Annotated in this window: 24 protein-coding genes; 14 read left to right on the forward strand and 10 right to left on the reverse strand. The window is 70.3% G+C overall.

The genetic code is table 11. The features are described 5' to 3' along the window. Positions 1 to 88: 88 nt before the first annotated feature. From CRP50_RS04055 to CRP50_RS04065, 3 genes are all read left to right on the forward strand, one after another. Positions 89 to 361, forward strand: coding sequence for a DUF2312 domain-containing protein (locus tag CRP50_RS04055; protein ID WP_097277673.1), 273 nt, complete (start codon positions 89 to 91; stop codon positions 359 to 361). A 187-nt stretch (positions 362 to 548) separates the two neighbouring features. Beyond that, positions 549 to 2,993, forward strand: a complete 2,445-nt coding sequence (locus tag CRP50_RS04060; RefSeq protein WP_097277674.1) for a bifunctional diguanylate cyclase/phosphodiesterase — start codon at positions 549 to 551, stop codon at positions 2,991 to 2,993. 98 nt (positions 2,994 to 3,091) lie between these two features. Then, the gene (locus CRP50_RS04065; RefSeq protein ID WP_097277675.1) at positions 3,092 to 3,583 is read left to right on the forward strand and encodes a hypothetical protein; all 492 of its coding nucleotides are present in this window, start codon (positions 3,092 to 3,094) and stop codon (positions 3,581 to 3,583) included. A gap of 269 nt (positions 3,584 to 3,852) precedes the next feature. Here CRP50_RS04065 and CRP50_RS04070 read toward each other — a convergent pair whose 3' ends face one another. The 3 genes from CRP50_RS04070 to CRP50_RS04080 all read right to left on the reverse strand — a co-directional run bounded on the left by CRP50_RS04070 (position 3,853) and on the right by CRP50_RS04080 (position 5,732). After that, the gene (locus CRP50_RS04070) at positions 3,853 to 4,242 is read right to left on the reverse strand and encodes a response regulator (RefSeq protein WP_097277676.1); all 390 of its coding nucleotides are present in this window, start codon (positions 4,240 to 4,242) and stop codon (positions 3,853 to 3,855) included. A 109-nt stretch (positions 4,243 to 4,351) separates the two neighbouring features. Then, complete coding sequence (gene arsN2, locus CRP50_RS04075; protein WP_097277792.1) at positions 4,352 to 4,804, reverse strand: arsenic resistance N-acetyltransferase ArsN2; 453 nt, start codon at positions 4,802 to 4,804, stop codon at positions 4,352 to 4,354. A 76-nt stretch (positions 4,805 to 4,880) separates the two neighbouring features. Next, positions 4,881 to 5,732 carry a metalloregulator ArsR/SmtB family transcription factor gene (locus CRP50_RS04080; RefSeq protein WP_097277677.1) on the reverse strand — a complete coding sequence of 284 codons (852 nt, stop codon included), beginning with the start codon at positions 5,730 to 5,732 and terminating at the stop codon, positions 4,881 to 4,883. A 156-nt stretch (positions 5,733 to 5,888) separates the two neighbouring features. Between CRP50_RS04080 and CRP50_RS04085 the strand changes: the two genes are divergently transcribed. Beyond that, on the forward strand, positions 5,889 to 6,995 hold the full coding sequence (locus CRP50_RS04085) for a bifunctional transcriptional activator/DNA repair enzyme AdaA (RefSeq protein ID WP_097277678.1): 1,107 nt from the start codon (positions 5,889 to 5,891) through the stop codon (positions 6,993 to 6,995). 2 nt (positions 6,996 to 6,997) lie between these two features. Here CRP50_RS04085 and CRP50_RS04090 read toward each other — a convergent pair whose 3' ends face one another. After that, positions 6,998 to 7,501, reverse strand: a complete 504-nt coding sequence (locus CRP50_RS04090; protein ID WP_097277793.1) for a PaaI family thioesterase — start codon at positions 7,499 to 7,501, stop codon at positions 6,998 to 7,000. A 48-nt stretch (positions 7,502 to 7,549) separates the two neighbouring features. Here CRP50_RS04090 and CRP50_RS04095 point away from each other — a divergent pair, with 48 nt between their 5' ends. Continuing rightward, positions 7,550 to 8,365, forward strand: coding sequence for an alkaline phosphatase family protein (locus CRP50_RS04095; protein ID WP_176525015.1), 816 nt, complete (start codon positions 7,550 to 7,552; stop codon positions 8,363 to 8,365). Between the two features lie 15 nt (positions 8,366 to 8,380). Here the strand turns inward: CRP50_RS04095 and CRP50_RS04100 are convergent, their stop codons facing one another. After that, positions 8,381 to 9,679, reverse strand: a complete 1,299-nt coding sequence (locus tag CRP50_RS04100) for an MFS transporter (protein WP_097277680.1) — start codon at positions 9,677 to 9,679, stop codon at positions 8,381 to 8,383. 544 nt (positions 9,680 to 10,223) lie between these two features. Here CRP50_RS04100 and CRP50_RS04105 point away from each other — a divergent pair. The 3 genes from CRP50_RS04105 (at position 10,224) to CRP50_RS04115 (ending at position 13,067) form a co-directional block, all read left to right on the forward strand. Then, on the forward strand, positions 10,224 to 10,691 hold the full coding sequence (locus CRP50_RS04105; RefSeq protein WP_217991980.1) for an Hsp20 family protein: 468 nt from the start codon (positions 10,224 to 10,226) through the stop codon (positions 10,689 to 10,691). A 91-nt stretch (positions 10,692 to 10,782) separates the two neighbouring features. Further along, on the forward strand, positions 10,783 to 11,718 hold the full coding sequence (rpoH, locus tag CRP50_RS04110) for an RNA polymerase sigma factor RpoH (RefSeq protein ID WP_097277681.1): 936 nt from the start codon (positions 10,783 to 10,785) through the stop codon (positions 11,716 to 11,718). Positions 11,719 to 11,882: 164 nt separating this feature from the next. Continuing rightward, positions 11,883 to 13,067, forward strand: a complete 1,185-nt coding sequence (locus tag CRP50_RS04115) for a type III PLP-dependent enzyme (RefSeq protein WP_097277682.1) — start codon at positions 11,883 to 11,885, stop codon at positions 13,065 to 13,067. Positions 13,068 to 13,420: 353 nt separating this feature from the next. On the opposite strand, the gene speE is transcribed toward CRP50_RS04115, so the two are convergent. Further along, the gene (gene speE / locus CRP50_RS04125; protein ID WP_097277684.1) at positions 13,421 to 14,275 is read right to left on the reverse strand and encodes a polyamine aminopropyltransferase; all 855 of its coding nucleotides are present in this window, start codon (positions 14,273 to 14,275) and stop codon (positions 13,421 to 13,423) included. 182 nt (positions 14,276 to 14,457) lie between these two features. Here speE and CRP50_RS04130 point away from each other — a divergent pair, with 182 nt between their 5' ends. Further along, positions 14,458 to 14,844: a type II toxin-antitoxin system RelE/ParE family toxin gene (locus tag CRP50_RS04130; RefSeq protein WP_097277685.1), complete on the forward strand. Its 387-nt coding sequence runs from the start codon at positions 14,458 to 14,460 to the stop codon at positions 14,842 to 14,844. After that, positions 14,822 to 15,127 (forward strand): helix-turn-helix domain-containing protein, encoded by a 306-nt coding sequence (locus CRP50_RS04135; RefSeq protein ID WP_097277686.1) that lies wholly within the window; start codon positions 14,822 to 14,824, stop codon positions 15,125 to 15,127. Before CRP50_RS04130 ends, CRP50_RS04135 begins: the two co-directional genes overlap by 23 nt. Here the strand turns inward: CRP50_RS04135 and CRP50_RS04140 are convergent. From CRP50_RS04140 to CRP50_RS04150, 3 genes are all read right to left on the reverse strand, one after another. Further along, positions 15,124 to 16,605, reverse strand: a complete 1,482-nt coding sequence (locus CRP50_RS04140) for a RimK family protein (RefSeq protein WP_097277687.1) — start codon at positions 16,603 to 16,605, stop codon at positions 15,124 to 15,126. The two genes, CRP50_RS04135 and CRP50_RS04140, sit on opposite strands and share 4 nt — an antisense overlap. After that, positions 16,602 to 17,738, reverse strand: a complete 1,137-nt coding sequence (rimI, locus tag CRP50_RS04145; RefSeq protein ID WP_097277688.1) for a ribosomal protein S18-alanine N-acetyltransferase — start codon at positions 17,736 to 17,738, stop codon at positions 16,602 to 16,604. The genes CRP50_RS04140 and rimI overlap by 4 nt, the downstream gene beginning before the upstream one ends. 66 nt (positions 17,739 to 17,804) lie before the next feature. Beyond that, complete coding sequence (locus CRP50_RS04150; protein ID WP_097277689.1) at positions 17,805 to 18,659, reverse strand: LysR family transcriptional regulator; 855 nt, start codon at positions 18,657 to 18,659, stop codon at positions 17,805 to 17,807. Between the two features lie 253 nt (positions 18,660 to 18,912). Between CRP50_RS04150 and CRP50_RS04155 the strand changes: the two genes are divergently transcribed. From CRP50_RS04155 to CRP50_RS04170, 4 genes are all read left to right on the forward strand, one after another. Beyond that, on the forward strand, positions 18,913 to 19,212 hold the full coding sequence (locus tag CRP50_RS04155; protein ID WP_097277690.1) for a hypothetical protein: 300 nt from the start codon (positions 18,913 to 18,915) through the stop codon (positions 19,210 to 19,212). 89 nt (positions 19,213 to 19,301) lie between these two features. After that, complete coding sequence (locus CRP50_RS04160; RefSeq protein WP_097277691.1) at positions 19,302 to 20,630, forward strand: MFS transporter; 1,329 nt, start codon at positions 19,302 to 19,304, stop codon at positions 20,628 to 20,630. Between the two features lie 126 nt (positions 20,631 to 20,756). Beyond that, the gene (locus CRP50_RS25455; protein ID WP_097277692.1) at positions 20,757 to 20,990 is read left to right on the forward strand and encodes an osmotically-inducible lipoprotein B; all 234 of its coding nucleotides are present in this window, start codon (positions 20,757 to 20,759) and stop codon (positions 20,988 to 20,990) included. Between the two features lie 663 nt (positions 20,991 to 21,653). Then, complete coding sequence (locus CRP50_RS04170; RefSeq protein ID WP_097277693.1) at positions 21,654 to 25,229, forward strand: AsmA family protein; 3,576 nt, start codon at positions 21,654 to 21,656, stop codon at positions 25,227 to 25,229. A gap of 1 nt (position 25,230) precedes the next feature. Here CRP50_RS04170 and CRP50_RS04175 read toward each other — a convergent pair whose 3' ends face one another. After that, positions 25,231 to 25,908: a DsbA family protein gene (locus CRP50_RS04175; protein ID WP_097277694.1), complete on the reverse strand. Its 678-nt coding sequence runs from the start codon at positions 25,906 to 25,908 to the stop codon at positions 25,231 to 25,233. Positions 25,909 to 25,972: the final 64 nt, after the last annotated feature.

The following is a 25,972-nucleotide window of genomic DNA, read 5'->3' on the forward strand; positions in this document are numbered from 1 at the left end:
GGCTCGGCTATCTTCGCGCCTCGGTCCGGCGCCGCAACCCGAGTCGGTGCCGCTCAACCCATTGCCACACAACGAGGATTGCCACGCCATGGCCGACGAGAGCGCCGCGCAGGCCAGCAGCAACGACGTCGGCGGCATCGCCGCCGACCAGCTTCGCTCCTTCATCGAGCGCATCGAGCGCCTGGAGGAGGAGAAGGCCAACATCGCTTCCGACATCAAGGATGTCTACGCGGAAGCGAAGTCGTCGGGCTTCGACACCAAGATCATGCGCCAGATCATCCGCATCCGGAAGATGGAGCCGCACGAGCGCGCCGAGCAGGAAGAACTGCTCGACCTCTACCTGAGCGCCGTCGGCTACTGACCCGATTCTGCTGCAAAAGCCCCCGCCGCCACCCGCGGCGGGGGCTTTTGCTTGGGCGAATCGTGCGGCGGGGCTTACCCCTTTCGGTGCAGCCGACCAAAGCCTTTTGTTGCATGGCACAATTGCGACGCCTATTCTGTGGGCAAGCCGCCATGCCCGAGCGGCCATTGACGAGACGCTGTGCAGAATGCTCGACGCCACCGCCGACCGGCACCCCCTGCCGGCCCGCATCACGCGTTCTCTGCTGGACCACCTGCCCGACGGCGTGGCGGTGCTGGCGCAGGGGCGCATCGTGTTCGCCAATGCCGCCTTCGCCACTCTGGCGGGGCGCCCGGTCATTCGGCTGCTCGGCGGGTCGCTGGACGAGCTGTTGGGCGACGACCTGGACCTGACGGCCGACGCCCTCGCCCATGACCGCGACGACCGCATCCTGGCCTTCGCGCTCGCCGGCCGCACCCTGACGCTGCACGTCCGCCGCCTGTCGGACACCCACGCCTGCGCCCTGCTGACCGACATTTCCGAACAGCAGGCGGTGGAACAGGCCCTGCGCGAGGCCGAACGGCGCTGGCGCGGCATCTTCGAGAACGCCGTCGAGGGCATCTACCAGTCGACCGCGCAGGGCGGCTACATCCAGGTCAACCCGGCGCTGGCGCGCATCTACGGTTACGACGGCCCGCGCGAGCTGATGGACGGCCTGACCGACATCGCCGGCCAGCTCTACGTCGACCCGCAGGCGCGCGACCGCTTCAAGGCGCTCATGGAGCGCGCCGGCATGGTGCGCGAGTTCGAGGCGCAGATCCGCCGCAAGGACGGCGAGGTGATCTGGATCACCGAGAACGCCCGCTGCGTGCGCGACGACCACGGCCGCCTCATGTACTACGAAGGCACGGTGGAGGACATCACGGCGCGCAAGCAGGCGGAGGAAGAGATCCGCATGCTCGCCAAAGTGTTCGAGAGCGTCGCGGAAGGCATCCTGCTCATCGACGACGCCCAGGTGGTGCGCGCCGTCAACCCGGCCTTCACCGCCATGACCGGCTACGCCGCCGAGGACCTGGTGGGGCGGCCGGCGCATCTGCTCGCCCCCGGCTTTCACGAGAAGAACCTGGAGCGCGAGATGTGGTCCGCCGCCGCCGAGCAGGGCCTGTGGCGCGGCGAGGTATGGGCCGAGCGCAAGGACGACCGCCCCTTCCTCATGGACCTGTCGGTGACCACGGTGCGCGACGAGCGGGGCGCCATCCTGCGCTACGTGGCGGCGGCGACCGACATCACCCGGCGCAAGGGCGACGAGGAGCGCATCCGCTTCCAGGCCAACTACGACCAGCTGACGCGCCTGCCCAACCGCCACCTCATCACCGACCGTCTGGAACAGGCGATCCTGCGGGCGCGGCGGACGGGGACGCGGGTCTGCGTGCTGTTCCTCGACCTCGACCGCTTCAAGTACGTCAACGACAGCTACGGTCACGCCGCCGGCGACGAGCTGCTGAAGCTGACGGCGCGCCGCCTGCGGCACTGCGTGCGCATGTCGGACGCCGTCGGGCGCCTGGGCGGCGACGAGTTCCTCATCGTGCTGCCCGACTGCGGGGAGGGCAACATCGGCAGCTACATCGCCGAGAAGGTGCTCTACAGCATGTCGGAGCCCTTCTCCATCGTCGGGCGCGAGCTGTTCTGCGTGCCGTCCATCGGCATCACCTACTGGCCGCAGGACGGCGACGACGCGGCGGCGCTCATCCGCCACGCCGACGTCGCCATGTACCACGCCAAGCGCGGCGGAGAGCGGCGTTACGCCGCCTTCGAGCCGCACATGGCGCAGCGCTCGCTCGCCGTGCTGACCATGGAGAACGACCTGCGCGTCGCCGTGGCGCGCAACGAGTTCGAGCTGCACCTGCAGCCCAAGGTCGACGCCGCCACCCAGGCGGTGGTGGGGGCGGAGGCGCTGATCCGCTGGCAGCACCCGCAGCTCGGCCTCGTCAGCCCCATGCAGTTCATCCCGCTGGCCGAGGAAAGCGGGCTCATCATGCCCATGGGCCGGTGGATCCTGCGCGAGGCCTGCCGCCTCATGGTGCAGTGGCGGGCGCAAGGAATCGCCCCGGCCTCCATTTCGGTGAACGTGTCGCCGCGCCAGTTCGGCGACCAGGGCTTGCTGGCGACGGTGGCGCAGACCCTGGAGGAGACCGGGCTGCCGCCGCAGTGCCTCGACCTCGAGATCACCGAGACGGTGATGTCGGGCGACGTGGAGCGCGTGGTGGCGACGCTCGAGGCCATCAAGGCCATGGGCGTGAGCGTGTCGGTGGACGACTTCGGCACCGGCTATTCGTCGCTCAACTACCTGAAGACCTTCCCCATCGACACCCTGAAGATCGACCAGACCTTCGTGCGCGACCTGCTGGCGTCGTCGGGCAAGGACGCGGCCATCTGTTCCACCATCATCACGCTGGCCCGCAACCTGGGCTTCTCGACGGTGGCCGAAGGGGTGGAGACGGCCGAACACGCCGCCGCCCTGCGCGCCATGGGCTGCGACATGCTGCAAGGCTACTGGATCTCCCGCCCCGTGCCGGCCGAGGCCTTCGAACGCTTCCTGCGGGAACGGGCGGCGCCCGCGGCGCGGCTGCCGGCGGCCGGCGTCGGCGGCTGACCGGCCCTCCATCGGCGGCACCTCATGCGCTCGGCAACCGCCGGGGCGCTTGTGCGTCTCTAGGACACAGACCTTTTCGTGTCCCACAGGAGGAGACCATGCGCCTTCGCACCCTTCTCGCCGGCGCCGCCCTGGCCGCCACGGCCGCCGCGCCGGCCCTCGCCGACGACATGCAGCGCGGCGCGATCGGCACCGACATGACGCCGCAGCAGATGCAGCAGCAGCACATGCAGGGTATGACGCCCGAGCAGATGCAGCAGATGCGCCAGCAGCACATGCAGGGCCAGGCGTCGCAGGGCGCCATGCCCATGGACGGCTCCGGTGCCGCCGGCATGAGCCCGCAGGTGCGCCAGATGCACCAGGCCATGGGCGCCGACGTCGATGCCGGCGACGTGCGGGCCTCGCGTCAGGTGTCCGGCCCCGACCTGCTGGTCGGCAAGACCGGCCGCAACACGACGACGGTGATCGTCACCCAGCGGCACGCCTACCCGGAGCTGTTCGCGGCGCAGGTGGACGGCATCGCCCGCGTCGGCGGCGAGGGCAACCGCCAGCCCATCGACCCGCAGGCTCCGGTGCATCAGCCGGACTGACGCACCACCGCCATCTCGGCAAACCTACGCAGGGGCCGCTCTCTCTCCGGGGGGCGGCCCTTCGGCGTGTGGGAAACCCGCTGGTGCCAAAGCGGCCGGCGACGGAGACATGGCCCCCGACACGACGGAGTGACGGCGGACGCTGGGGGCGCCGTGGCTGGCCGGATCACGTCCGGCCATGACGATTATGCCGTGACCTCAATAACTCGTCATGCCCGGTCGCCGCGCCGGGCGTGGCGCTGTGCCGGGGGGGGGGCATCAACCGCCGGTCAGGCCGGCACGGCACCGCCGCTGAACTGCCCCACCGTCGACAGCAGCACGCGCACCGAGATGGGCTTCGGCAGGAAGGCGTCGAAGCCGGCGTCCAGGAAGCGGTTGCGCTCGTGGCCGGGAGCATAGGCAGTCACCGCCACGATGGGCGTCTCGCGCAGGTCCGCCTCGCCCTTCACCTGCTTCATCAGATCGAAGCCGGACACGTGCGGCAACTGGATGTCCATCAGGATGCAGGTCGGTCGCGCGCCCCGCACCAACTCGACGAGGCCGTGGCCGTCCAAGCTCGGAATGGCGGTGAAGCCGCCCTGCTGCAGGATCTGCTCGAACAACTTCATGTTCAAAGCGTTGTCTTCGACAACGACGACTGTCTTGCGCTCGTCCTGCATTCCTCTAGGCCCCTCTTATGTTTTTTTCATGGGAACACTGTGTCTGCATTACCATGCCGGCGCGAGGGTTAATTGGAATAGGCGCCGTATCCCTTGGTTGATCCTTCGGTCAGGATTGAACAGTCGCGACCGTCAGCGGCTTCCACAGCAATCGTGCGGCGGCGGGGCACAGCCCGCTGAACTGCCGCGTGGCGCGGATGCCCTCCGGCGCGGCGGCGCGCTCGCAGGGGGCGTAGCCGTGGTGCAGGAACAGCGCGGCGTCGCCGGTGGTCAGAAGGTAGAGCCGGCTCAAGCCGCTCGCCTGTGCCGCCGTCTCCACCGTCGCCACCAGTCGTCCGCCCAGCCCGCCGCCGCGGCGGTGGGGAGCGACGGCGACGGAGCGCAAGAGCCCGGCCGTCCCGCAGCGTTCGAGCCCGGCGCAGCCGTCGACGGTTCCGTCGGCGCCCCGGCTCACCCACAGGCGGACGCCCGCGGCGGCGATGTCGTCGGCGGGCAGGCCGGCCGCCGTCAGCAGGGCGGTGACGGCCGTCAGGTCGGCGGGGCCGGCTTCAGTGATGGGCATGACGGCGGTCTCCAGGGTCGGTCCGTCCTCACGCTGCCATGGCGCCACCGCCACATCCAGGGCCATATCGTTCGTATCAGGCCACGCCGGCCGCCGCCGGTTCCCGCCCGATGGCGTCCAGGCGCCGCTGCAGGCTCAGGCGGTCGAGCGAGCGGAAGGGCAGGGCGGTGAATACCGTGATCCGGTTGTGCAGCATGCGGAAGACGTCGTGGTAGAACGCGCCGATCTCCGCTTCCGTGCCGACGAAGGTGAGCGGGTCGGGCACGCTCCAGTCGGCGCGCAGCGGCTGGCCCGGCAGCGCCCCCAGGGCGGCGGTCTCGGGCAGGTCTGCCACGGTGAAGGCGAAGTGCATGAGCGGCGCGCCCTCGGCGCGGAACTCGGCCAGGGGCTTGGATCGCAGGGCGCTGGTGGGGTAGTTCATGCGGTGCAGCAGGCTCTGGGCGACGCCGCTGACCTCGCCGCTCGGCCCGACGCCGGCGCTGAAGCCGCGGAAGCGGCCGCGGCCTTCGCGGTTCAGGATGGCCTCGGCCATGATGCTGCGACCGCTGTTGGCGGCCCCGATGAACAGCACGTTGTAGACGGCGTCGCTCATGCTTCCTGTCCCTGCGTGGGCGGCGGGCGTCGTCTGGTTGGCGACGCCGGCCGGCCCGCTGTGAAAGGTCTCCCCCAGGTAGCCGATCAGGGTGTCCATCAGGGCGCGGTTGGCGCTGTAGATGAGCGATCGTCCGAGGCGCCGGTGGGAAACCAGCCCCGCCGCCTTCAACTGGTTCAGGTGGAACGACAGCGTCGAGGCGGACATGCCGCACTGTTCGGCGATGTGCCCCGCCGGCATTCCGTCCTCGCCCGCTTCCACGAGAATGCGGAAGATGTCCATCCTGGCGCCATAGGCCAGGGCGGACAGGGCCTGAACGGCATCGTGGGATTTCATGCGTCGATCCTCGCCGGGCCGTTGACAAGAGACAAGTGAAGGTGGCGTGTCGGTTCCGCGACGCCTTTGCTTCGACGCCAGGAACCGGATGGCCGCCGGTTTGCGCACCGCGATACGATCATGCTGCAACCGCACCACGACTCAGGGACAACCGCCATGGCCGCGCCTCCGTTCCCGTCGGACGCCCACATCGGGGCTCTCCCCCCTCATTTTTGGTCTGCCGTGTTGCAGCGCAACAACAGATTCGACGGAATTTTCTGGTACGGCGTCTCCACGACGGGAATCTACTGCCGTCCCAGCTGCCCCAGCCGCCGGCCTCGTCCGGACCGTGTGCGGTTCTTCGGCACCTGCGAAGAGGCGGAAGCCGCCGGGTTCCGCGCCTGCCTGCGCTGCCGGCCGCGGGCGGCGGGCGATCCGGCCGCCGCCGACGTGGTGGCGGTCTGCCGCCGCCTGGCCGCTGCCGTCGCCGAAGGGGTGGAGGCGGCCGATCTGTCCGTCGCCGCCGTGGCGGCCGGGCAGGGCCTGTCGGACACCACGCTGCACCGGCGGTTCCGGGCGGTGCTCGGCTGTACGCCGGCGCAGTTCGTGGAGTCGCTGCGCCTCACCGCCCTGCGCGACCGCCTGCGCGCCGGCGAGAGCATCGCCGAAGCTACCTACGGCGCCGGCTTCGGCTCCGCCAGTCGGGTCTACGAGCGCAGCGGCGCCCACCTCGGCATGACACCGGGCGCCTATGCTCGCGGCGGCGCCGGGGAGCGCATCGGGGTGGTGGTGGTGCCGACACCCCTGGGCGCGCTGCTGGTGGCGGGGACGGAGACGGGCCTGTGCGCCGTGCGGCTCGGCGACGACGCCGGGGCGCTGCGGGCCGATCTAGCGGCCGAGTTCCCGGCGGCCGAAGTGGTGGAGGCCGAGGCGGCGGTGCAGGACTGGGCGGCGGCGCTGGCGGCCTATGTGGCGGGGGAACGGCCGTGGCCGCGCCTGCCGGTGGACGTCCGCGGCACCGCCTTTCAGCGCCGCGTGTGGGAGGCGTTGCGCGAGATCCCGCCCGGCGCCACCATCACCTACCGCGACCTCGCGTGCCGCATCGGCAAGCCGACGGCGCAGCGGGCGGTGGCGCGGGCGGTGGCGAGCAATCCCGTCGCCCTCGCCGTGCCGTGCCATCGCGTGGTGCCGGCCGCCGGCGGCACCGGCGGCTACCGCTGGGGGCCGGAGCGCAAGGCGCGTCTGCTGGCCGGTGAGGCGGAAGCGGTTACCGAGGACGCCTGACTTTACATCCCGGCCGGCTTGTCGACGCGGATCAGCGTCTGCAGCAGGGTGGCGCAGAGCTTGCGCGGCGCCTCCTGCGGGGCCTCGGCGACGAACACGTCGACGCGGGTGACGGTGAGGGTGCGGCCGGGCTTGACGACCTCGCCGCGCGCCACCAGCCACTGGCCGACGGCGGGGCTGAGCAGGTTGAGCTTGTATTCCGTCGTCAGGACTTCCGAGTCGGCGCTCATCATGGAGTATCCGGCATAGCCGCCCGCGGAGTCGCCCAGCGTGCCGATGATGCCGCCGTGGAAGAAGCCCTGCTGCTGGGCCACCGCCTCGGCATAGGGCAGGGCCAGTTCGCACAGGCCGGGCTCCAGCAGCACGATGCGGGCGCCGATGGTGCGCATGGCGCCCTGCAGGCCGAAGCTGCGCTCGACGCGGGCACGCCACTCGGGGTCGCGCGGCTGCAGCGGAGCGGCAGCGGGTGTGGCTCCGGCGGGGGGAACGGCAACGGTGCTGGACATGGCGGAACCTCCCTGGTGTTGTTCTTCCTCCCGGATAGCGGAGGTGACGTGACGGAAGGCAAGATCGTTCTCGTGCTGCTCGACGGCCTGCGCGACGACACCGCCCGGCTGCACCTCGGCTTCATGGAAGGCCTCGTGGCGGCAGGGCAGGCGGGGCGCCGCACCCTGCGCTGCGGCCTGCCGAGCGTGTCGCGGTCCCTTTACCACACCATCCACACGGGCCTCGCTCCGGCCGAACACGGCATCACCGGCAATACCGTGGTGGCGCCGAGCCGGCACCCCAGCGTGTTCTCGGAAGCGGCGGCGGCGGGACGGGTGACGGCGGCGGCGGCCTTCGCCTGGTTCGCCGAACTGTACAACGGCGCCATCCCCTATGACCCCGCCGACCACCGCGAGGTGGACGATGGCGACCGCGCCATCCGCCACGGCCGCTTCTACCTGGATTGCGACATCCCCGACGGCGAGGTCTTCCATCAGGCGGAGATGCTGGTGCGGCGGCGGGCGCCCGACTACCTGCTGGTCCACCCCATGGGCATCGACCATACCGGCCACGCCCACGGCGGCGAAAGCCGGCAGTACCGGGACAGGGTGGGAGGCTGCGACGAGCTGCTGAGCCACCACGTTCCCGGCTGGCTCGACCGCGGCTATGCGGTGATCGTCACCAGCGACCACGGCATGGACGCCGAAGGCCGCCACGGCGGCGATTACCCGGCGGTGACGCGGGTTCCCTTCTACCTCGCCGGCGGCCCGCCGCTGGTGGTGCCGCCGGACGTCGAGGCCGACCAGCGGGCGGTGGCGCCGACGGTGCTGCGGCTCATGGGGCTGCCGGTGCCGGAGACCATGCGGGTGCCGCCGCTGGTTTAGGCGGCGAGGGGCGGACTACTCCGCCGCCTCCCGCAGGGGCTCGCCGGCCGTGGTGGGGGCGGCCGAGAAGTCGAAGGACATCTGCGCATCCTCCTCGCCGCGCGGGTCGAGCACGGCCGCGACGGGCGAGGTGCGGGCAGCCACCCGGAAGGGCGCCTGCTCTTCCATGGGCACCGAGGGGCGGGCGCGCAGGCGCCAGGCGGCGAAGGCGGTGGCGCCGCTGCCGACCACCACCAGGCAGGCGAACAGCGCCATGGGGCCGCCGGCGTCCATGATGGGCGACACGACGATGGGGCCGATGGTGGCGCCGATTGAATAGGACAGGATCAGGCCGCCGCTCGCCGCCACCAGTTCGCTGGGCTGCAGGTGGTCGTTCGCATGGGCGACGGCCATGGGATAGATGGTGAAGGAGATGCCGCCGAACAGCAGCGCCGCCGCCATCACCCACCAGAAGCCGAGGAAGCTGGCGCCGATCACCAGCAGCGACGTCGCCACCAAGGCGACGTAGAGGCCCGCCAGCACCATGCGGCGATCCAGCAGGTCCGACAACTTGCCGATGGGGTACTGGATGATGAGGCCGCCGAGGATGGTCGCCGACACGAAGATGGCCGTCTGCGGCACCGAATAGCCGAGCCCCTGCGTGAACACGGGGGCGAGGCCGTAGGAAGCGCCGAACACGATGCCGCCGGTGAAGGTGCCGAACACGCCCATGGGCGACACCTGCCACAGCCGGCGGAAGCTGAAGGACACCACGTCGGGCAGCACGGGACCGGGCGTCGTCGTCATGGCCACCGGAACCACCGCCACCGACAGCAGGATCGACACCACCACGAACAGCACGAAGCCCGCTTCGTCGGGCACGTTCAGCAGGAACTGGCCGAGGAACTGCGAGAAGTAGACGGTGATCATGTAGGCCGACAGCACCTGTCCGCGCGTCTGGTTGGTGGCGCGTGCGTTCAGCCAGCTTTCGACGCAGATGAACAGGCCGGCCATGGTGAAGCCCTCGATGAGGCGCAGCGCCAGCCAGAACCACGGATCGAGCAGCAGGGCATGGGCCAGTGCCGCCCCCGAATAGAGCGACGCGAAGGCGGCGAAGGTGCGGATGTGCCCGACGCGGCGGATCACCCGCTCGGCGAACAGCGCGCCGATGGTCAGGCCGCCGAAATAGCCGGCCATGACCAGGCCGACGATGGTGGCGGACGACCCCGCCTGATCCAGGCGCAGGGAGGTGAGGGTGCCCATGAGGCCGTTGCCGAGCATCATGAAGGCGATGCCGAACAGCAGGGCGATGATGGGGACGACGATCTGGCGCATGCGAACGGGAAACTCTCGGGGCCGGCGGTGTGTTCTTATCCAAAGGGCGGAGACGGCAGCCCTGGTGCGAGGCGGAACCCGGTCCCGGCCCCCGCTCCCCAGGCTGGCATCATCCGACCCGAGAGTTCAACGGAAAGGAGGTGCGCCTCGTTCGCGACCGCTTTGCGCGGCCGGCATGGCAGCCTCCGAAAAGGAGACTGTTTTAGTCCTCTTTCCGCTTGACGACGGCGACGGCAGGCTTATATAGTGACACTGCCGGATGCCGCAGAGCGGGTCCGGCTCCGCGCCTGCGCCGAACCGCAGCTCGCGCCTGAAGAGGAAACGACCCGCAGCCTGGGCGGCGGGATCGTGAGGCGGAGTTGGGGAGGGCAGCGCGATCTCGCAAGGGAGAGACCGGGACAAACGTCTTGCGGATCTTCCGAACCATCGCGACGACGGACGCGCCGGGAGCGGTCCGGGGTCGCACGACCGAAACGTTCGACGCATCGGGCAAGGGGCCTGGGCGGCGGGCCGGTCGGCATCGCTCTGAAGGAGGATGTGTGACATGATTGAAGACCTTGCCCCTCTGTTCCGCTCCACGGTCGGATTCGACCGCGCCGCGCGCCTGATGGAGGCTGCGCGCCACCGCGACGGCGGAACCAACTACCCGCCCTACGACATCGAGGCCATCGGCGAGACCGCCTACGCCGTGACCCTGGCCGTCGCCGGCTTCGAGCCGGACGACCTGCTGGTGGAAGTGCGCGACGGCATGCTGATCGTCGCCGGCCGCAAGGCCTCCGGCAAGGGCGAGGACGGCGGCGCGCCGGCCGCCATCACTTTGCACCGCGGCATCGCGTCCCGCGACTTCCTGCGCAAGTTCCATCTCGCCGAGCACGTCAAGGTGACGGGCGCCCGGCTTGAGAACGGGCTTCTGCGCATCGACCTGGCGCGGGAAGAGCCCAAGGCCAAGGCGCCGCTGAAGATCGCCATCGCCGCCGGTGCACCGAAGAATGCCCACACCGCGGCGGCCTGAGCGCGCAGAGCCTTACGAGACGCGCCGGCCCAGCCGCACCGCACGCATCGCGAAAGCGGGATCTGAAGAATACGAAAGGGGAGATGTCCCTATGGAACTCAACGAGATCGACGTCCCCGTGAAGAACGTTCCGGTTCTGACGCCGGAGATGAGCTTCACCTCCTATGTCGAATCCATCCGCCGCTACCCCGTGCTGGAGCCGCAGGAGGAATACGACCTCGCCATGCGCTTCAAGATGCAGGGCGACGAGGCCGCGGCGCACCGCATGGTCAACAGCCACCTGCGTCTGGTGGTCAAGATCGCCTCGCAGTACCGCCGCTACGGCCTGCCCATGCCCGACCTGGTGAGCGAGGGCAACCTCGGCCTGCTGCGCGCCGTGCAGAAGTTCGAGCCGGAGAAGGGCTTCCGCCTCGCCACCTATGCCATGTGGTGGATCAAGGCCAGCATCAACGAATACGTGCTGAGCCAGTGGTCGCTGGTGAAGATGGGCTCCGACGCCGTCCAGAAGCGCCTGTTCTACAACCTCCGCAAGGTGAAGGCGCAGCTCGGCCTCTACGAGGACAGCGACATGGCTCCGGCCGACGTCGCCCGCATCGCCGAGGAACTGAACGTCGGCCGCGACCACGTGGTGAACATGAACCGGCGCCTCATGGCGCGCGACAGTTCGCTGAACGCGCCGGTGTCGGGCGAGATCGAGACGGAGCGCATGGAGCTTCTGATCGACGACAACCCGAACCAGGAAGACACCTACGCGGCGTTCGAGGAACGCACCCTCGGCCGCCAGCTCATCAGCGAGGGTCTCGCGGCGCTCAACGACCGCGAGCGGGAAATCATCCAGGCCCGCCGCCTGGTCGACGACCCCATGACCCTGGAAGACCTGGGCAAGCGCTACGGCGTGTCGCGCGAGCGCGTGCGCCAGATCGAGAACCGGGCCTTCCAGAAGATGCAGAGCGCCATCAAGGCCGCCGCGCTGCGTCTGCGGGCTCCCATCGCGCAGGGTCTTGACCTGCTGCCCGCTCCTGTGTAAGGTCCGCGCACAAATCGGGTTCCGGGTGAGGTGTTTTCATAACGCCTTGTTCCGGAACCCAATTTTTTCAAGTCGATCAATGTTTGCCTAAGCACTGCGGCTCGCGCGGCGGCGGCATTCTGATCATCCTTTGAAACTGTCACCGGTTTTGGGGAGGGGTCAAAATGAGCCAGCTGTATAGCTGCACTGCGGAAGTCGTCGACGTCCTTCAGCCTGTCGATCCCATTCATTGCGTGCGTTCGGACGTGCTCCGGGCGACGGCGCTGCGGTTCGTGCAGGCGTTTCCCGGCGATGTGCTCTACGCCGTGAAGTGCAACGACCATCCCGCGGTGCTGCAGGCCCTCCACGAGGGCGGTATCCGACACTTCGACACGGCGTCCATCGTCGAAATCCGCAACGTGCGCAGCCAGCTGCCCGCGGCCGAGTGTCATTTCATGCACCCGATCAAGGCGCCCGACGCCATCGCCGAGGCTTACTACAAGCACGGCGTGCGGTCCTTCGTGCTCGATCACGAGGACGAACTGGCGAAGATCGTCGAGGTCACGCGCGGCGCTCGCGACCTGACGCTCGCCGTGCGGCTGGAAATGCCGCGCGGCCAGGCGCTCATGGACCTGTCGGGCAAGTTCGGCGCGCCGGTGCACGAGGCGGCCCGCCTGCTGCGCCAGTGCAAGGCGGTGGCGGCCAAGGTCGGCCTGACCTTCCACGTCGGCTCGCAGTGCGTCGACGTGCGCGCCTTCGGCGTCGCCATGGACCTGGTGGGTGAGACCCTGAAGCAGTCGGGCGTCGACATCGACCTGCTGGACGTCGGTGGCGGCTTCCCCGGCCAGTACACCGGCAGCGAGCCCGCCTTCGAGGACTTCTGCGACGAGATCCGCGCCGGCATCGCGCGCATCGGCCTGCCCGGCACCTGCCGCCTGCAGTGCGAGCCGGGCCGGGCGCTGGTGTGGGACGGGCTGTCGGTGATCTGCCGCGTCGACCTCCGCCGCGGGTCCTCGGTCTACCTCAACGACGGCACCTACGGCAGCCTGTCGGAGCTGAAGTACCTGGGGCCATGCTTCCCCATCTCGGTGATCCGCCGCCACGGCGAGCCGGTGGGGCAGGAGTGGGACGACTTCCAGCTGTTCGGCCCGACCTGCGATTCGGTGGACAGCATGCCCGGCCCGCACCGCATGCCGGCCGACATCCGTACCGGCGACTGGATCGAGATCGGCCTCATGGGCGCCTATTCCAACGCCCTGCGCACCCGCTTCAACGGCTTCCACGCCGACCGCTTCGTGGAAATCCGCCACGAGGACGACGGCGGCAAGGTGACTTGGCTCGACTCCTACAAGGTCCGCAAGGTCGCCTGAGGCGGGTGGTGCCCTGCGACGAAAGACATTGCCCCGGAGCGGCGGACGCTGCTCCGGGGCATTTCTTTGCAGCGGATTGACCGCCGCGTTGTCTCCCGATCAAATGGCGGGGATCTTCGGGAGGTCGCTCATGCATCACCGTGTCACCCTCACCTTCGCCGAGCACCATTTCTGGCGCCTTCTTCACGTGGTGGAGGCGGGCGACGAGGTCGAGATTCTGCGGGAGAACCAGACGTCCCTCCGCCTCCGGCCGTCGGGAGACGACAGGAGGCGGAGGTTCTACGGGTGGCGAGTCGTTGCCAGAAGGCGTCTCGCTGAAGCCTTGCATCAGGATCGGCGGACGTGACCCGGCCTCATCCCGCCAGGCGGGCGATCCAGGTCGGCAGTGCGAAGGCGGCCTTGTGGAGGGCGGCGTTGTAGTGATCGGTGGCGAGGCCGATGGCGTCGATGCGGCGCGCCACTTCGTCCTGCGGCAGGGTGCCGAGGTCGGTGCCGCGCGACGCCCAGGTCAGCGTCATGAAGCCGCCGATGTAGGTCGGCGTGACCGTCAGGTAGGTGCCGGCGTGCGGGAAGACGCCGCGCAGCTGCTTCATGGTCTCGGCCAGTTCGTCCTTCTGGAAGAACGGGCAGCCGTTCTGGAAGACGGCGATGCCGCGGTCCGACAGGGCGCGCTTCAGCAGCTCGTAGAACTCGGTGGCGAACAGCACCTGGGCCGGGCCGATGGGGTCGGGCCGGTCGGCGATGATGAGGTCGTAGCGGCCTTCCGCCTCGGCGCTCTTCAGGAACTCGAAGGCGTCCTCGATGTGCAGGTGGAAGCGCGGGTCGTCGAAGGCGCCCTTGTTGACGTGCGCGAAGTGCTGTTTGCAGGCCTGCACCACCTGACCGTCGATCTCGCACATGTCGACCTCGACGCCCGGATGCTTGAGGCATTCCTCGGCGATGGCGCCGTCGCCGCCGCCGACGATCATGACGCGCTTGACGGCGCCGTGCTCGATCATCGGCAGGTGGCTCAGCATCTCGGAGTAGGAGGCTTCGTCGCGTTCGGTGATCTGCACGACGCCGTCGAGCGTCATGACGCGGCCGAGGGCCTCGGTGTCGAAGATCTGGATATGCTGGAACTCGGACCGCTGGTTGACCAGCATGTCGCCCGCGACTTCCATGTGCTGCCCGTAGCCCTTGTGCAGGGTCTCGGAGAAGATGGTGGCCATCGTCTCGCGACTCCGTCTCGTCTGGTTGTCTCGGTTGCGATGAGCGGCAGGGTATAGACCAGGCGCGGCGGCCGGTCACGGGAAAACGGCGGTGATCCGGGACGCGTGACGGTGGCAATGGCCTTGCCGGGATGGCGCAAGGTGCCATATCTTCTACGGCGTCGCAGGAGGGGGCGGCGCCGATGCGGGTTTTCAAGACGAGGCCGTTCGCCCGGTGGGCGCGGCACGAAGGCATTTCGGATCGCGTCCTGCGGGAGGCCGTGGCGGAGATCGAGGCCGGTCTGGTGGATGCGGACCTCGGCGGGGGTCTGTATAAGAAGCGCGTCGCACGACCCGGGCAGGGCAAGAGTGGCGGCTACCGTATGCTCTTGGCGTGCCGACAGGGCGAGCGTATCGTCTTCGTCATCGGTTATGCGAAGAGCGAGAAAGACAACATCGACGATCGAGAGCTTCTGAAGCTTCGTCTCTATGCCGGTCATGTGCTGAAACAGAGCAATGCCGACTTGGATGAAGCCATTGAAGAACGCAAGCTGATAGAGATCGACCATGCCCAGAAGTACGATTCTTGACGCCGTCTACGAGGCCGCCAAGGACCTGCACGACATCGGCCTCATTTCCGACCAGGACATGGCCAAGTACGACGACATTCGCCCGATCCCGGGGTCCTTCTCACCGGCCGACATCCGCCGGATCCGGCAGGCGTGTGGTGACGACGAGCAGATGTTCGCCCGCCATCTCGGAGTCACCGTGGAAACGGTGCACAAGTGGGAAGCCGGCACCAAGAAGCCGTCCGGCCCCGTGCGCCGCCTGCTCGACCTGATCGACCGCAAGGGCATCCAGGCGATCTATTAGGCCCGTGCGGCCTCCAGCCGGCGCAGGAACTCGCGCATGACGGCGCGGTAGAGGTCCATGCCCAGCACCTGGTCCTCGACGTCGCTTTCGATGCTCGGGTTGTCGTTCACCTCGATGACCACGCAGCCGTAGTCGGTCGTCTGCTTGATGTCGACGCCGTAGAGCCCGTTGCCCATCAGTCCCGCCGCCCGCAGGCCGAGCGCCACCACCTCGGGCGGGGCCTCGTCGACCGGAATGGTGCGGTAGCCGCCCTGCTCGAACCCGCCGCCTTCCTTGTGGTTGACGATCTGCCAGTGGCTCGTGCTCATGAGGTACTGGCAGACATACAGCGGCTGGCCGTTCAGCACGCCGACGCGCCAGTCGTATTCCGTCGGCATGAAGGCCTGGGCGAGGATGAGGTCGGACTTCTCCAGCAGCTTGCCGCCGACCTCCAGCAGTTCCTTGCGGTCGTTCACCTTCACCACGCCGCGCGAGAACGACCCGTCGGGCACCTTCAGCACCATGGGGTATTCCAGCTCGGCGTCGATGGTCTTCAGCCGCTTGCGGTCGAGCACCCGGGTATAGGGGCGGGAGATGTTCCGCGCCTCCAGCAGTTCGGCCAGATAGACCTTGTTGGTGCAGCGCAGGATCGACAGGCTGTCGTCGATCACCGGCATGCCTTCCTCCTCGGCCTTGCGGGCGAAGCGGAAGGTGTGGTGGTTGACGTTGGTGGTCTCGCGGATGAACAGGGCGTCGTATTCGGCCAGCCGCGGCAGGTCCGCCTTGGTCACCAGCTCCACCGCGATGCCCAGTTCCTTGCCCGCCTTGACGAAGCGCTTGAGCGCCACCGGGTCCGACGGCGGCAGGGCGTCGGCCGGGTTGTGCAGCATGGCCATGGTGTAGCGCGGCGTCGTGCGGGCCTTGGGCGGCCGCCACTCGGTGGTGAGCATGCGCCGGAGCTGGTCCTGGAACACGGTCTCGCGCGACAGCGACAAGTCCTTGGCGCCGATGGTTTCCAGGTCCGCCACGTGCCACGTGCCGTCCTTGCGGCGGTCGACGTCGACCAGCAGCAGCGGGAAGCGGAAGCGGTCGTAGATCATGCGGCCCCAGGCCTCGAAGCGGTCGTCCTCGGCCTGGCCGAAGGCGACGAACAGCTCGAACGGGCCACTGGGCGCCGCCGCGCCCAGGCTCTTCATGCGCCGGTTCAGGGCGGCATCGAATTCCTCCACGGCCAGCTGCCACAGCGACTTGCGCTCCAGGCTCACCACCGTCTCGACCGAGGGGATGACGGTGTGGCCGCGCGCCTCCGCCAGCAGCGAGGCATAGTAGCCGAGGCCGAGGTAGGAGCAGTCGGGCACCAGGTTGATGACGCGGATCGCCTTGCCGGGGTAGGTCTCGGCATTGGCGATGTAGTCGCGCGGGCTGCGCACCAGCGGGGCGGCCAGGGTGTCGAAGGTGTCCGGGCGGCGGTCGGTGAGGATGATGATCTCGTGGGTCATGCGCCGGAAGAAGGCTCCTGCCCGATTTTGCGGATGAACACGGCGGCCTGCAGGCGATCGCGGCCGTAGCGGGCGACGCGGGCGAATTCCCGCCGCAGGATGGGAACGCTCATGCAGTCGCCGGAGGTGGCGCCGTCGGCATCGTCCACGTCGGGATCGTGGGCGTAGATCCGGTCCCCGTCGACGCCCGATATAATGACCCAATGTGGCACTTTTTCGCCGTGGATGCGCCACTGGCTGGTCAGCACCAGCACCATCTCGCCGTCGGCGTAGCGGCGGCACAGCTCGTCCACGTCGAGCGCCCTGACGGTGATGGGAACGTCCGCCTCTATGCACTCCGCCACCATTTCCTGGTGGACGAGGCGCAGCACCTCCTTCTTCTTCTCCGACCGCACCGAGTTGAGGAACAGCGGCCCGCCGTCGGAGACGTGGATGGTGGCGGCATAGCCGCGCCGGCGGGCGGCCAGCGCCAGCCCGTGCGGGCCGCAGCCGCCGTGGCCGGAGGTCATGTAGATGGTGGTCGCCTCGCGCCACAGGCGGATTTCCAGCGTGCGGTCGAACACGGGCCGGTCGCGGTCGAGCGCCTGCATGGCCATCATCAGGCAGGCGGCGCCGCAGGTGAATTCCAGGGTCTGGGCGTAGAACGGCACGCCGACGTTGAGCAGCGCCGGGCGCTCCACCAGCGCCTTCTGCATGCGCAGGGCGTCGGCGAGGTCCTCGTAGTAGTGCTGGTAGACGGCGAACTCGCGGTAGCCCTCGGCGCGATAGAGCGCGATGGCGCCGGCGTTGTCCTGCCGCACCTCCAGCCGCATGACGGCGCAGCCCTCGCTACGGGCGGCGTCCTCGGCGGCCTTCAGCAGCAGCCGGGCGAGGCCGTGGCCGCGCATGGCCGGATCGACGGCGATGGAGTAGAGCCGCGCCAGCGACGTGGTGCCGCGATAGAGCACCAGAGCGTAGCCGGCGGCTTGGCCCTCCACCTCGGCGATCAGGCAGCTCATGTGCCCGTGGGTCAGCAGGTGGCGGAAGCTGCGGCGGCTGATGCGGTCGCCCTCGAAGCAGGCGTCCTCCAGCCGCACCAGCGTGTCCAGGTCGGCCGGAACGGCGGAGCGGAGGGCGGTGCCGGCGTCCTTCACGGTGGGGCGTCCTGCGGAGAAGGGAAGGGGCGGTGGCGCCAGCCTAGCAGCCGCGCCCGCCCGCCGTCACTCCTCGCTTTCCTGCGCCGCGACGTAGCGCAGGCCCTGCAGGGCGGTCTTGAACCGGGCATCGGTGGAGCCGGCGGCATAGACCATGTAGACCGGGCGGCGGAACCGCGGGGCGTCTTCCTTGATGTGCAGCCGGCCTTCCGCCAGATGGCGACGCACCAGGCGCATGGGGAAATAGCCGGCGCCGCCGTTCTCCAGGATGTACTGCAGCCCGAGCGGCCCGTGGCTGACGTAGAGCGGCGGCGTGTCCAGCGTCGGGAAGGCGTTGGAGTGGGAGATGGCGAACTCCGGCCCCCAGTTGACGAACACGTAGTCGGGCGTGAAGGGCGCGGCGGTGACCGTGTCGGTGGACACCAGCACCAGCTGTTCCTCCATCAGTTCCTCGGTGACGAGGCCGATGCGGTGGCTCGGCGTGTACATGACGCCGATGTCGAGCAGCCCTTCGGCCAGCTGGCGCATGAGGCCGTCGGACAGGCCGACTTCGGCGTGGATGGCGACGTCGGGCATGGAGGTGCGCATCCACGGGATCCACTTCAGCAGCAGCCGGTCCCACAGGGTGAACTGGCCGCCGATGGTGATCATGGTCTGGAAGTTGTCGGGCAGGCCCACTTCCTGCTTGGCCTGATACCAGGCGCGCACCATGGTCTCGGCCGAGCGCTTGAACTGCTGGCCCGCCTGGGTGACCTGCACGCCCGCCTTGGAGCGGATGAACATGGGCCGGCCGAGCAGCTCCTCCAGCGTCTTGATGCGCGTCGACACGGTCGACTGCGTGACGTTCAGCCGTTCCGCCGCCCGGCCGAAATTGCCGGTGTCGAGGATGGTGAGGAAGGTGCGTGCGAGGTCGATGTCCATGGGAAAGACGGTCCGGTCCTGATACGGCGCCTCTGCACTGCAGCAGGCAGCCAAGCGTGATGCCAATGGTTTACCGCAATGAGTTCGAGGTCATCAAATCATATCTCCAAAGCCCGCTCTGTGCCTGCATGCCGCAATGCGGCAGAATTGCTTGTTCATGCGCGATATTGATCATTGGCATCGGAAAAATTCGGTTTGCGGAACCATGCCGCCGTCTCCAGACTGCCGCCCCCGTCGGTCGGAGAGGTTCCCCGTGCGTCGCATCCTGCCCGTTTCCCTCGTCGCCATCGTGCTCGCCGTCGCCGCGCCGGCGGCGGCCGCCACCACCCTGACCAACGCCGACGACCGGCCGCACGATGTCGTCATCGTCGACCGTGGCGACCGGGTGGAGCTGACCATCGAGGCCGGCGAGGTGATGGAGGGGGTGTGCGAGGTCTGCACGTTGGCACTACCCGGCGGACCGGCCGTCGAGGTGCGCGACGCCGCCCGGGCGGTCATCCGCGGCGGCGTCCTGACCGTCGAGGCCGCCACGCCTCCTGCCGCCGCCAGGTAGGGTGACCCTGCTCAACCAGGGGGTGACGGCGGGGCACCGGGCGCGTTAGTCTGCCAGCCCTTCGACCGCAACCACCCCCGGGAGACTCCATGGTCGCCGCCGTCGCCGCCATCGGCGCCCTGCTTCTGTCCGTCGCCATCATGGTCACCGGCAACGGCCTGCAGACGACGCTCATCACGGTGCGCGCCAACCTCGAAGGCTTCGACGCCACCCAGATCGGCCTGCTGGTGTCGAGTTACTACGCCGGCTTCGCCGCCGGGTGCCTGGTCAACCCGCACCTCGTGGCCCGCGTCGGGCACATCCGCACCTTCGCGGCGCTGGCCGCCATCGGGGCGGGCACGGCGCTCATCTATCCCATGGTGGTGGTGCCGTGGGTGTGGTGGCTGCTGCGGGCGCTGGCCGGCTTCGCCTTCGCCGGCCTCTATACGGTGATCGAGAGCTGGCTCAACGACCGCGCCACCAACCGCAATCGCGGCGGCCTGTTCAGCATCTATCGCGTGGTCGAGCTGTCGGCCTCCACGGGCGGCCTGCTGCTGCTGAACGCGGCGGCGCCGGAGGGCTTCCAGCTGTTCAGCATCGCCGCCCTGCTCATCGCGCTGGCGCTGGTGCCGGTGGCGGTGACGCGGGCGGTGGCGCCGGCGCCCATCGCGGCGGCGCGGCTGCGGCCGGGGCGGCTGTACCGCGCTTCGCCGCTCGGCGTCGTCGGCATCTTCCTGGTGGCGCTGGCCAATTCCGCCTACTGGGGCCTGACGCCGGTCTTCGTGCAGCGCATCGGCCACGGCATCGCCGAGGTCTCCTTCGTCATGGCGGCCCTGCTGGTGGGCGGTGCGGTGGCGCAGTACCCCATCGGCTGGCTGTCGGACCGCTTCGACCGCCGCACGGTGCTCATCACCGTCGCCGCCTTCGCGTCCATGGGTGGGGCGGCCATGGCGGCGGTGGCGCAGACCGACTCCTTCCCGGCGCTGCTCGGGGTGTCGGTGCTGTTCGGGGCGCTGACCATGCCGCTCTATTCGCTGCTCATCGCCCACACCAACGACTTCCTCGACCCCGGCGAGTTCGTCCAGGCGAGCGGCGGTCTGCTGCTGGTCTACGGCATCGGCGCGGTGATCGGGCCGACGCTCGGGTCGTGGGTGATGCTGGAGCGGCCGGCGTGGCTGCTGTTCTTCTATACGGCCGCCGTCCATGTGACGCTGGTGCTGTTCGGCCTGTGGCGCGCCACCCGCCGGCCGCCGCCGCCCGCCGAGGTGCAGGGCAGGTTCGCCGCGCCGCCGCCGCTGACCACGCCGCAGGGCTTCGAACTGGACCCGCGGGCGGAAGCCGCGGACGGGCCGGAGGCGGTGCTGACGCCGGTCGACGAACTGCCGCCGGCCGAGGTGGTGCGCCCGCCCGAGGATGACCGCGGCGTGAGCAATCCATGACCAGGACCCTCCATCGGTGAACCCCGGGACCATCCTCCTCGTTTTCCTGGCATGACACGGGCCGGCGATCCTGGTCGCCGCACGGCGCTCGACCCGGCCCTCTGGATGATCGGAGGAGGTTTCATCATGCGCAAGTTCATCGCCGCCACCGCCGTGTGCGCCAGCGTGCTGGGTCTCGCCGCCTGCGACGGCATGAGCCGTCAGGAGAAGTACGTGGGCGGCGGCGCCGCCGCCGGTGCCGCGGGCGGCGCCCTGCTGGGCGGCAGCGCCGGCGCCGCGGCTCTCGGCGGCCTGGCCGGTGCGGCCGGCGGCTACGCCGTCAACGAAGCGACCAAGGACGACGGCGAGCTGTTCGACTGATCTCGCTCCGTCGCCCTGCGGCGAACGGTCGGGCCGTCCTTTCGGGGGCGGCCCGTTTCGTGTGTGCGGTGCATGGGCGTGATCGAATTCTCTGGTCCGCGCCCGCGCCGCGTGGCATGATCCTTTCGCCCCACACGAAGAATGGGGTTTATTAGAACGGTTGCGGCGGATCGGACGCCATAAAAACACAAGTCCGGCCGCCTGATCCCGAACGGGGGGATGAACGTCATGGCCAGCAGCACGGCCGGCCGCCTGTGTCGCGCGAACCGCGGCGGGCGCCCGGCAGGCTTCCGACATCCTATGGCATGCCCATGCCGCCGCCGCGTGCGCGATCCTCGCGCCGGTGGCCGCGTCGGTCTGTTCTCCCGCCGCTCCTGAGTTTCCGCGCCGCCCCATGGCGGATCGCGGTCCCGCGGCGTTGCGCCGCCGTTCGGCCCACGGACGGCGGTCCGGCGCGAAGGCCGGCCTTGCCGGAGGCCCCAAATCTGTTCGGGCCGGCCTTCTCCAGAGAGAGCAGTTAAGACTCCTTGATTACCCTGCGGGCGGTCCACGGGTTGGACCGCCCCTCTTTTTCCCTACATCGCTTCCTACGGTTTCGGCCCGGGCCGAAGCCCGGTAGACTGCACGGAGCATGGAACGAATCGAGAAGCCGGGAGGCTGGTCGTGAAGAAGGTGTTGATCGGGGTCGCGGCCCTGCTGGTCGTGATCCTCGCCGTGGTGCTGATCGCGCCGTCGTTCATCGACTGGAACCGCTACCGCGGTGACCTGGCCGAGTGGGTGCGGACGCAGACCGGCCGCCAGCTCGACATCGCCGGCGGCCTGTCGCTCAGCATCCTGCCGGCGCCGACGCTGGTGGCGAGCGACGTCACCTTCGCCAACGACCCCGCGGGCTCTGCCGAGCACATGGTGCGCATGCAGGAGCTGGCGGTGCGCGTCGCCTTCGGGCCGTTGCTCGGCGGGCGTATCCAGGTGGAGTCCGTGCGCCTCGTGGAGCCCCGGCTGGTGCTGGAGATGCTGCCCGACGGCCGCGGCAACTGGACCTTCGACCGCCCGTCCGAGGCCACCGGCGGCCCGATGCCGCCGCCGCCGGGCGAAGCACCGGCCGGCGACGGCGCCGGCGGTGCGGCGGGCGACGGCTTCGCGGTGGCGCTCGAGAAGCTGACCATCGAAGACGGCAGCATCGTCTGGCGCGACGCCGCGGGCAGCGAGACGCGGGTGGAGCAGATCGCGGGCGACATCGCCGCCGAAAGCCTGCAGGGTCCGTTCTCCGGCGACCTCGCCATGACGCTGCGCGGCAGCCGGGTGACCGCCGAGTTGCGCACCGGCCGCTTCGCGCCGGAGGCCGCGTCGACGCCGCTCGGGCTGACGCTCGGCGTGCCCGACGCCGGCGGCACCGTCACCGTTCAGGGGCGCCTCGCGGGCATCGGCAGCGACCACGGTCCCATGGCCTTCACCGGCACCCTGACGGCCGAGAGCCCGTCGCTCGCCCGCACGCTGGCGGCGGTGCAGGGGGTGGAGCCGGCGCCGCCGCTGGATCGGGCCTTCCGCCTGGCCGGTACGCTGGCAGCCGCGCCCGACCGGGTGGCGCTCGACGGCATGACGCTGCGCCTCGGCGAGACCGAGGGGTCGGGTGGTGCCTCGCTGACACTGGCCGCGCCGCCGCGCCTCGACGCCGCGCTGGCCTTCACCCGCATCGACCTCGACACCCTTTTGCGCGAGGCCCGCGTCGAGGCGCCGGTGCAGACCGCCGCCACCACGCCGCCGCCGGCCCCGGCCGACATTTCGCCCACCCAGGCGGCCGCCGCCGAGCCCGTCGCCCCGGCCGTGCCCGGCGACCCCGCGCCGCCGACGCAGGCGCTGGTGCCGGCGCTGCCCGCCGATCTGGCCGGCAGCATCGACGTGACCGCCGACGTGGTCACCTGGAAGGGCGGCATCGTCCGCTCCGCCGCCGTCAGCGCCTCGCTGGCCGACGGTGAGGTGACGCTGAACGAGGCCCGCGCCCTGCTGCCCGGCAGTTCCGAGATCAACGCCTTCGGCTTCCTGGACACCCGCGCCGAGCCCGCCGCCATGGACGGCACGGTGGAACTGAAGTCGAGCAACCTGCGCGAGATGCTGGAGTGGCTCGGCGTCGACGTCGCCGCCGTGCCGGCCGACCGCCTGCGCCGCTTCGCCGTCACCGCCGCCCTGCAGGGCACCGCCGCGGACCTGACCCTGCCGAGCCTGGAGGGCGTGCTCGACCTCAGCCGCTTCCAGGGCGCCGCCGCCCTGCGTCCGCTGGCCGAGCGGCCGGCCTTCGGGCTGTCGCTGTCGCTCGACGCCCTCAACGTCGACGCCTACCTGCCGCGCGATGCGTCGCCGCCGGCGGCCGACCCCGCGCCGGCCCAGCCGGAGGGGCAGAGCGGGCCGACGGCTCCGGCCGCGCCGCCGCCGCTGCTGGCCGGGCTCGACGTGCTGCAGACCTTCGACGCCAACGTCAAGGCGCGCGCCGGGACGCTGACGCTGCGTGGCGAGGACGTGCGCGACGCCCGCCTCGACGTCACCCTGCTGCAGGGCAAGGCCACCTTCGGCGAGACGGTGGTGGAAAACCTGGCGGGATCGCGCGTCGCCGTGTCCGGCGGCCTGTCCGGCTTCGGCGGGGCGCCGCGCTTCGACGGCCTGACCCTGTCCCTGCGCAGCGACGACCCGGCGCCGCTCGCCCGCGTGCTCGACCTCGACCTGCCGGCGGCCGTGCGCCAGGCGGCGCCGCTGGCGCTGTCGGCGACGCTGACCGGCGACCTGACGGCGCTGCAGGTGCAGACCACCAACCGCCTCGCCGGCGGCACCATGACCGCCGAGGGTTCGGTCTCGGACGTCACCGGCACGCCGGCCGTCGACCTGACCGTCGCCGCCAATCACGACGATCTGGTCGGCCTCGTGCGCCGCCTCGGCATCGCCTACGAGCCGCAGGGCGGCAAGGGGCTCGGCCCGCTGGCGCTGACCGGCCGCCTCACCGGCGGCGCGCAGAGCGTCACCCTGGCGGACCTGAGCCTGCGCGCCGGGCCGAGCAGGCTGACGGGCGAGGTGACGGTGACGCCGGGCGAGGCGGTGCCGACGGTGGTGGCGCGCCTCGCCGCCGACACACTGCCCGTCGGTGCCTTCCTGCCGGCCGAGCGGCGGGCGGCGGTGGAGCGGCTGGTGGGCGGCATCGTCCCCGCCGCCTTCGTGTTGCCGACGGTGGAGCCGGCCGCGGGCCTGCCGGTGACGGACGCCCAGGCGGCGGCGCCGCGGTGGTCGCGCGAGCCCATCGATCTCGGCGCCCTGGACGCCGTGACGCTGGATCTGTCGCTGACGGCCGGCCAGATCCTCTACGACCGCTGGCGCCTGTCCGACGCCGCGCTCACCGCCCGCATGGCCGACGGCGCGCTGGCGGTGCCCGAGCTGACGGGCGCCCTGTTCGGCGGGCCGCTGCGCCTGTCGGCCACCGTCGCCCGCACGCCGGAGGGGGCGGTGCGCCTCGACCTGGATACGGCGCTGCAACAGATGGACGTCGGCGCGGCCCTGGATGCCTTGCAGGGCGAGCGGGCGGCCCGCGGGCGCATGGACTTCCGCGCCACCGTCGCCACCACCGGCGCCAGCGAGGCCGCCCTGGTTGCCGGGCTGGGCGGGCAGGGGGCTCTGGCGTTGTCGAAGGTGGACATGCGGCGGGTGGAGAAGGCCGGCGGCTCGGCGCTGGCCGCTCTGCTGGCGCCGCTGCGGGCGCTCGACCGATTGGCCGGCGTGGTCGGCGGCGGCAGCTATGGCGTCGACGTGCGCGGCGACTTCGCGGTGGAGCAGGGGGTGGTGCGCTTCACGCCGCAGAGCCCGCTGACCATCGCCTCCAACCTCTATTCCGGCAGCCTGCACGGCGCTGCCGCCCTGCCGGCCTGGACGGTGGATGCGGAAGGCGAGGTGCGGCTGTCGCAGAACGCCCTGACGGCCCTGCTCGGCAACCGCGTCAAGCTGCCGGAGGTGGTGCCGGTGGCGCTGTCCGGCCCGCTCGACAGCCCGAACGTGAAGATCGGCGCCGGCCGTGGTACCGATGCCTCACCGGCGCCGACGCCCGATCAGGCGGTCGACGCCCTGAAGCAGGTGCTGACGGAAGAACTCGGCGGCCAAAAGGACGAGGCCGCGCCCGCCGACCCGGCGCAGGGCGACCAGCCGGCCGCGCCGAAGCCCGAGAAGGTGCTGCGCGACACCCTCAAGAACCTGTTGTTCCAGTAGGTTACAGCGCGTCCTTGCCGGCGCGGGCGCCCGCCACCAGCTCGGCGAGGCCCGCCTTGTCGAGCCCGCCGGGCACCACGTAGTTGCCGATCAGGAAGCCCGGCGTGCCTTGCAGGCCCATGAGGATGGCCTCGCGCGCCGCCTCCGCCAGGGCGGCGTCCACCTCGGCGCGGCGGGCCTGCAGGTCGGCGTCGGCGCGGGCGAGGTCGAGGCCGGCCTCCGCCGCCGCCGCGCGCACGCCGTCACGGTTCAGGCGGCCCGACAGGCCCATGAAGGCCTCGTGCACCGGGTCGTAGCGGTTCTGCCAACGGGCCGCCATGGCCAGTTCGGCGGCGTGTTCAGAGCCGGCGCCGAAGATGGGCCAGTGCTTGTGGACCAGCCGGATGCCGCCGTCTTCCTCCACCAGGGCCTTCACGTCAGGATGCACCTGCCGGCACACCGGGCACTGGTAGTCGAAGAACTCGACGATGGTCACGTCGCCCAGCGGATTGCCGGTGACGATGCCGCTGGCGCTGTCGGCGATCCTGGCCGGCGTGAGCGGCTCGGTGCCCTCGACGATGACACCCGCCGCCGTCGCCGGCCCGCCGGAGGTGATCCAGCCGAGGGTGGCGAGGCCGACGCCGCCGGCGACGAACAGCCCGGCGGCGGCGAGGGCGGCGTGGCGGACGATGGGGGGCATGATGGGCTCCTGAACAGGCACTCGGGGCTTGGGTGTGCCCACCCTAACGCGCGGCCGGGCGGCG

It is taken from the genome of Caenispirillum bisanense (genome assembly GCF_900230255.1).
GTDB classification, from domain to species: domain Bacteria; phylum Pseudomonadota; class Alphaproteobacteria; order Rhodospirillales; family Rhodospirillaceae; genus Caenispirillum; species Caenispirillum bisanense_A.

Coding starts and splice junctions, on each gene's coding strand:
- CRP50_RS04080 (WP_097277677.1), bottom strand. CDS start 5,732: ATGAAATCCCACGATGCCGTTCAGGCCCTGTCCGCCCTGGCCTATGGC.
- CRP50_RS04175 (WP_097277694.1), bottom strand. CDS start 25,908: ATGCCCCCCATCGTCCGCCACGCCGCCCTCGCCGCCGCCGGGCTGTTC.
- CRP50_RS04085 (WP_097277678.1), top strand. CDS start 5,889: ATGGCCGCGCCTCCGTTCCCGTCGGACGCCCACATCGGGGCTCTCCCC.
- CRP50_RS04150 (WP_097277689.1), bottom strand. CDS start 18,659: ATGGACATCGACCTCGCACGCACCTTCCTCACCATCCTCGACACCGGC.
- CRP50_RS04130 (WP_097277685.1), top strand. CDS start 14,458: ATGCGGGTTTTCAAGACGAGGCCGTTCGCCCGGTGGGCGCGGCACGAA.
- CRP50_RS04115 (WP_097277682.1), top strand. CDS start 11,883: ATGAGCCAGCTGTATAGCTGCACTGCGGAAGTCGTCGACGTCCTTCAG.
- CRP50_RS04060 (WP_097277674.1), top strand. CDS start 549: ATGCTCGACGCCACCGCCGACCGGCACCCCCTGCCGGCCCGCATCACG.
- CRP50_RS04140 (WP_097277687.1), bottom strand. CDS start 16,605: ATGACCCACGAGATCATCATCCTCACCGACCGCCGCCCGGACACCTTC.
- CRP50_RS04070 (WP_097277676.1), bottom strand. CDS start 4,242: ATGCAGGACGAGCGCAAGACAGTCGTCGTTGTCGAAGACAACGCTTTG.
- CRP50_RS04090 (WP_097277793.1), bottom strand. CDS start 7,501: ATGTCCAGCACCGTTGCCGTTCCCCCCGCCGGAGCCACACCCGCTGCC.
- CRP50_RS04065 (WP_097277675.1), top strand. CDS start 3,092: ATGCGCCTTCGCACCCTTCTCGCCGGCGCCGCCCTGGCCGCCACGGCC.
- CRP50_RS04055 (WP_097277673.1), top strand. CDS start 89: ATGGCCGACGAGAGCGCCGCGCAGGCCAGCAGCAACGACGTCGGCGGC.
- CRP50_RS04100 (WP_097277680.1), bottom strand. CDS start 9,679: ATGCGCCAGATCGTCGTCCCCATCATCGCCCTGCTGTTCGGCATCGCC.
- CRP50_RS25455 (WP_097277692.1), top strand. CDS start 20,757: ATGCGCAAGTTCATCGCCGCCACCGCCGTGTGCGCCAGCGTGCTGGGT.
- CRP50_RS04105 (WP_217991980.1), top strand. CDS start 10,224: ATGATTGAAGACCTTGCCCCTCTGTTCCGCTCCACGGTCGGATTCGAC.
- CRP50_RS04135 (WP_097277686.1), top strand. CDS start 14,822: ATGCCCAGAAGTACGATTCTTGACGCCGTCTACGAGGCCGCCAAGGAC.
- CRP50_RS04160 (WP_097277691.1), top strand. CDS start 19,302: ATGGTCGCCGCCGTCGCCGCCATCGGCGCCCTGCTTCTGTCCGTCGCC.
- rpoH (WP_097277681.1), top strand. CDS start 10,783: ATGGAACTCAACGAGATCGACGTCCCCGTGAAGAACGTTCCGGTTCTG.
- arsN2 (WP_097277792.1), bottom strand. CDS start 4,804: ATGCCCATCACTGAAGCCGGCCCCGCCGACCTGACGGCCGTCACCGCC.
- speE (WP_097277684.1), bottom strand. CDS start 14,275: ATGGCCACCATCTTCTCCGAGACCCTGCACAAGGGCTACGGGCAGCAC.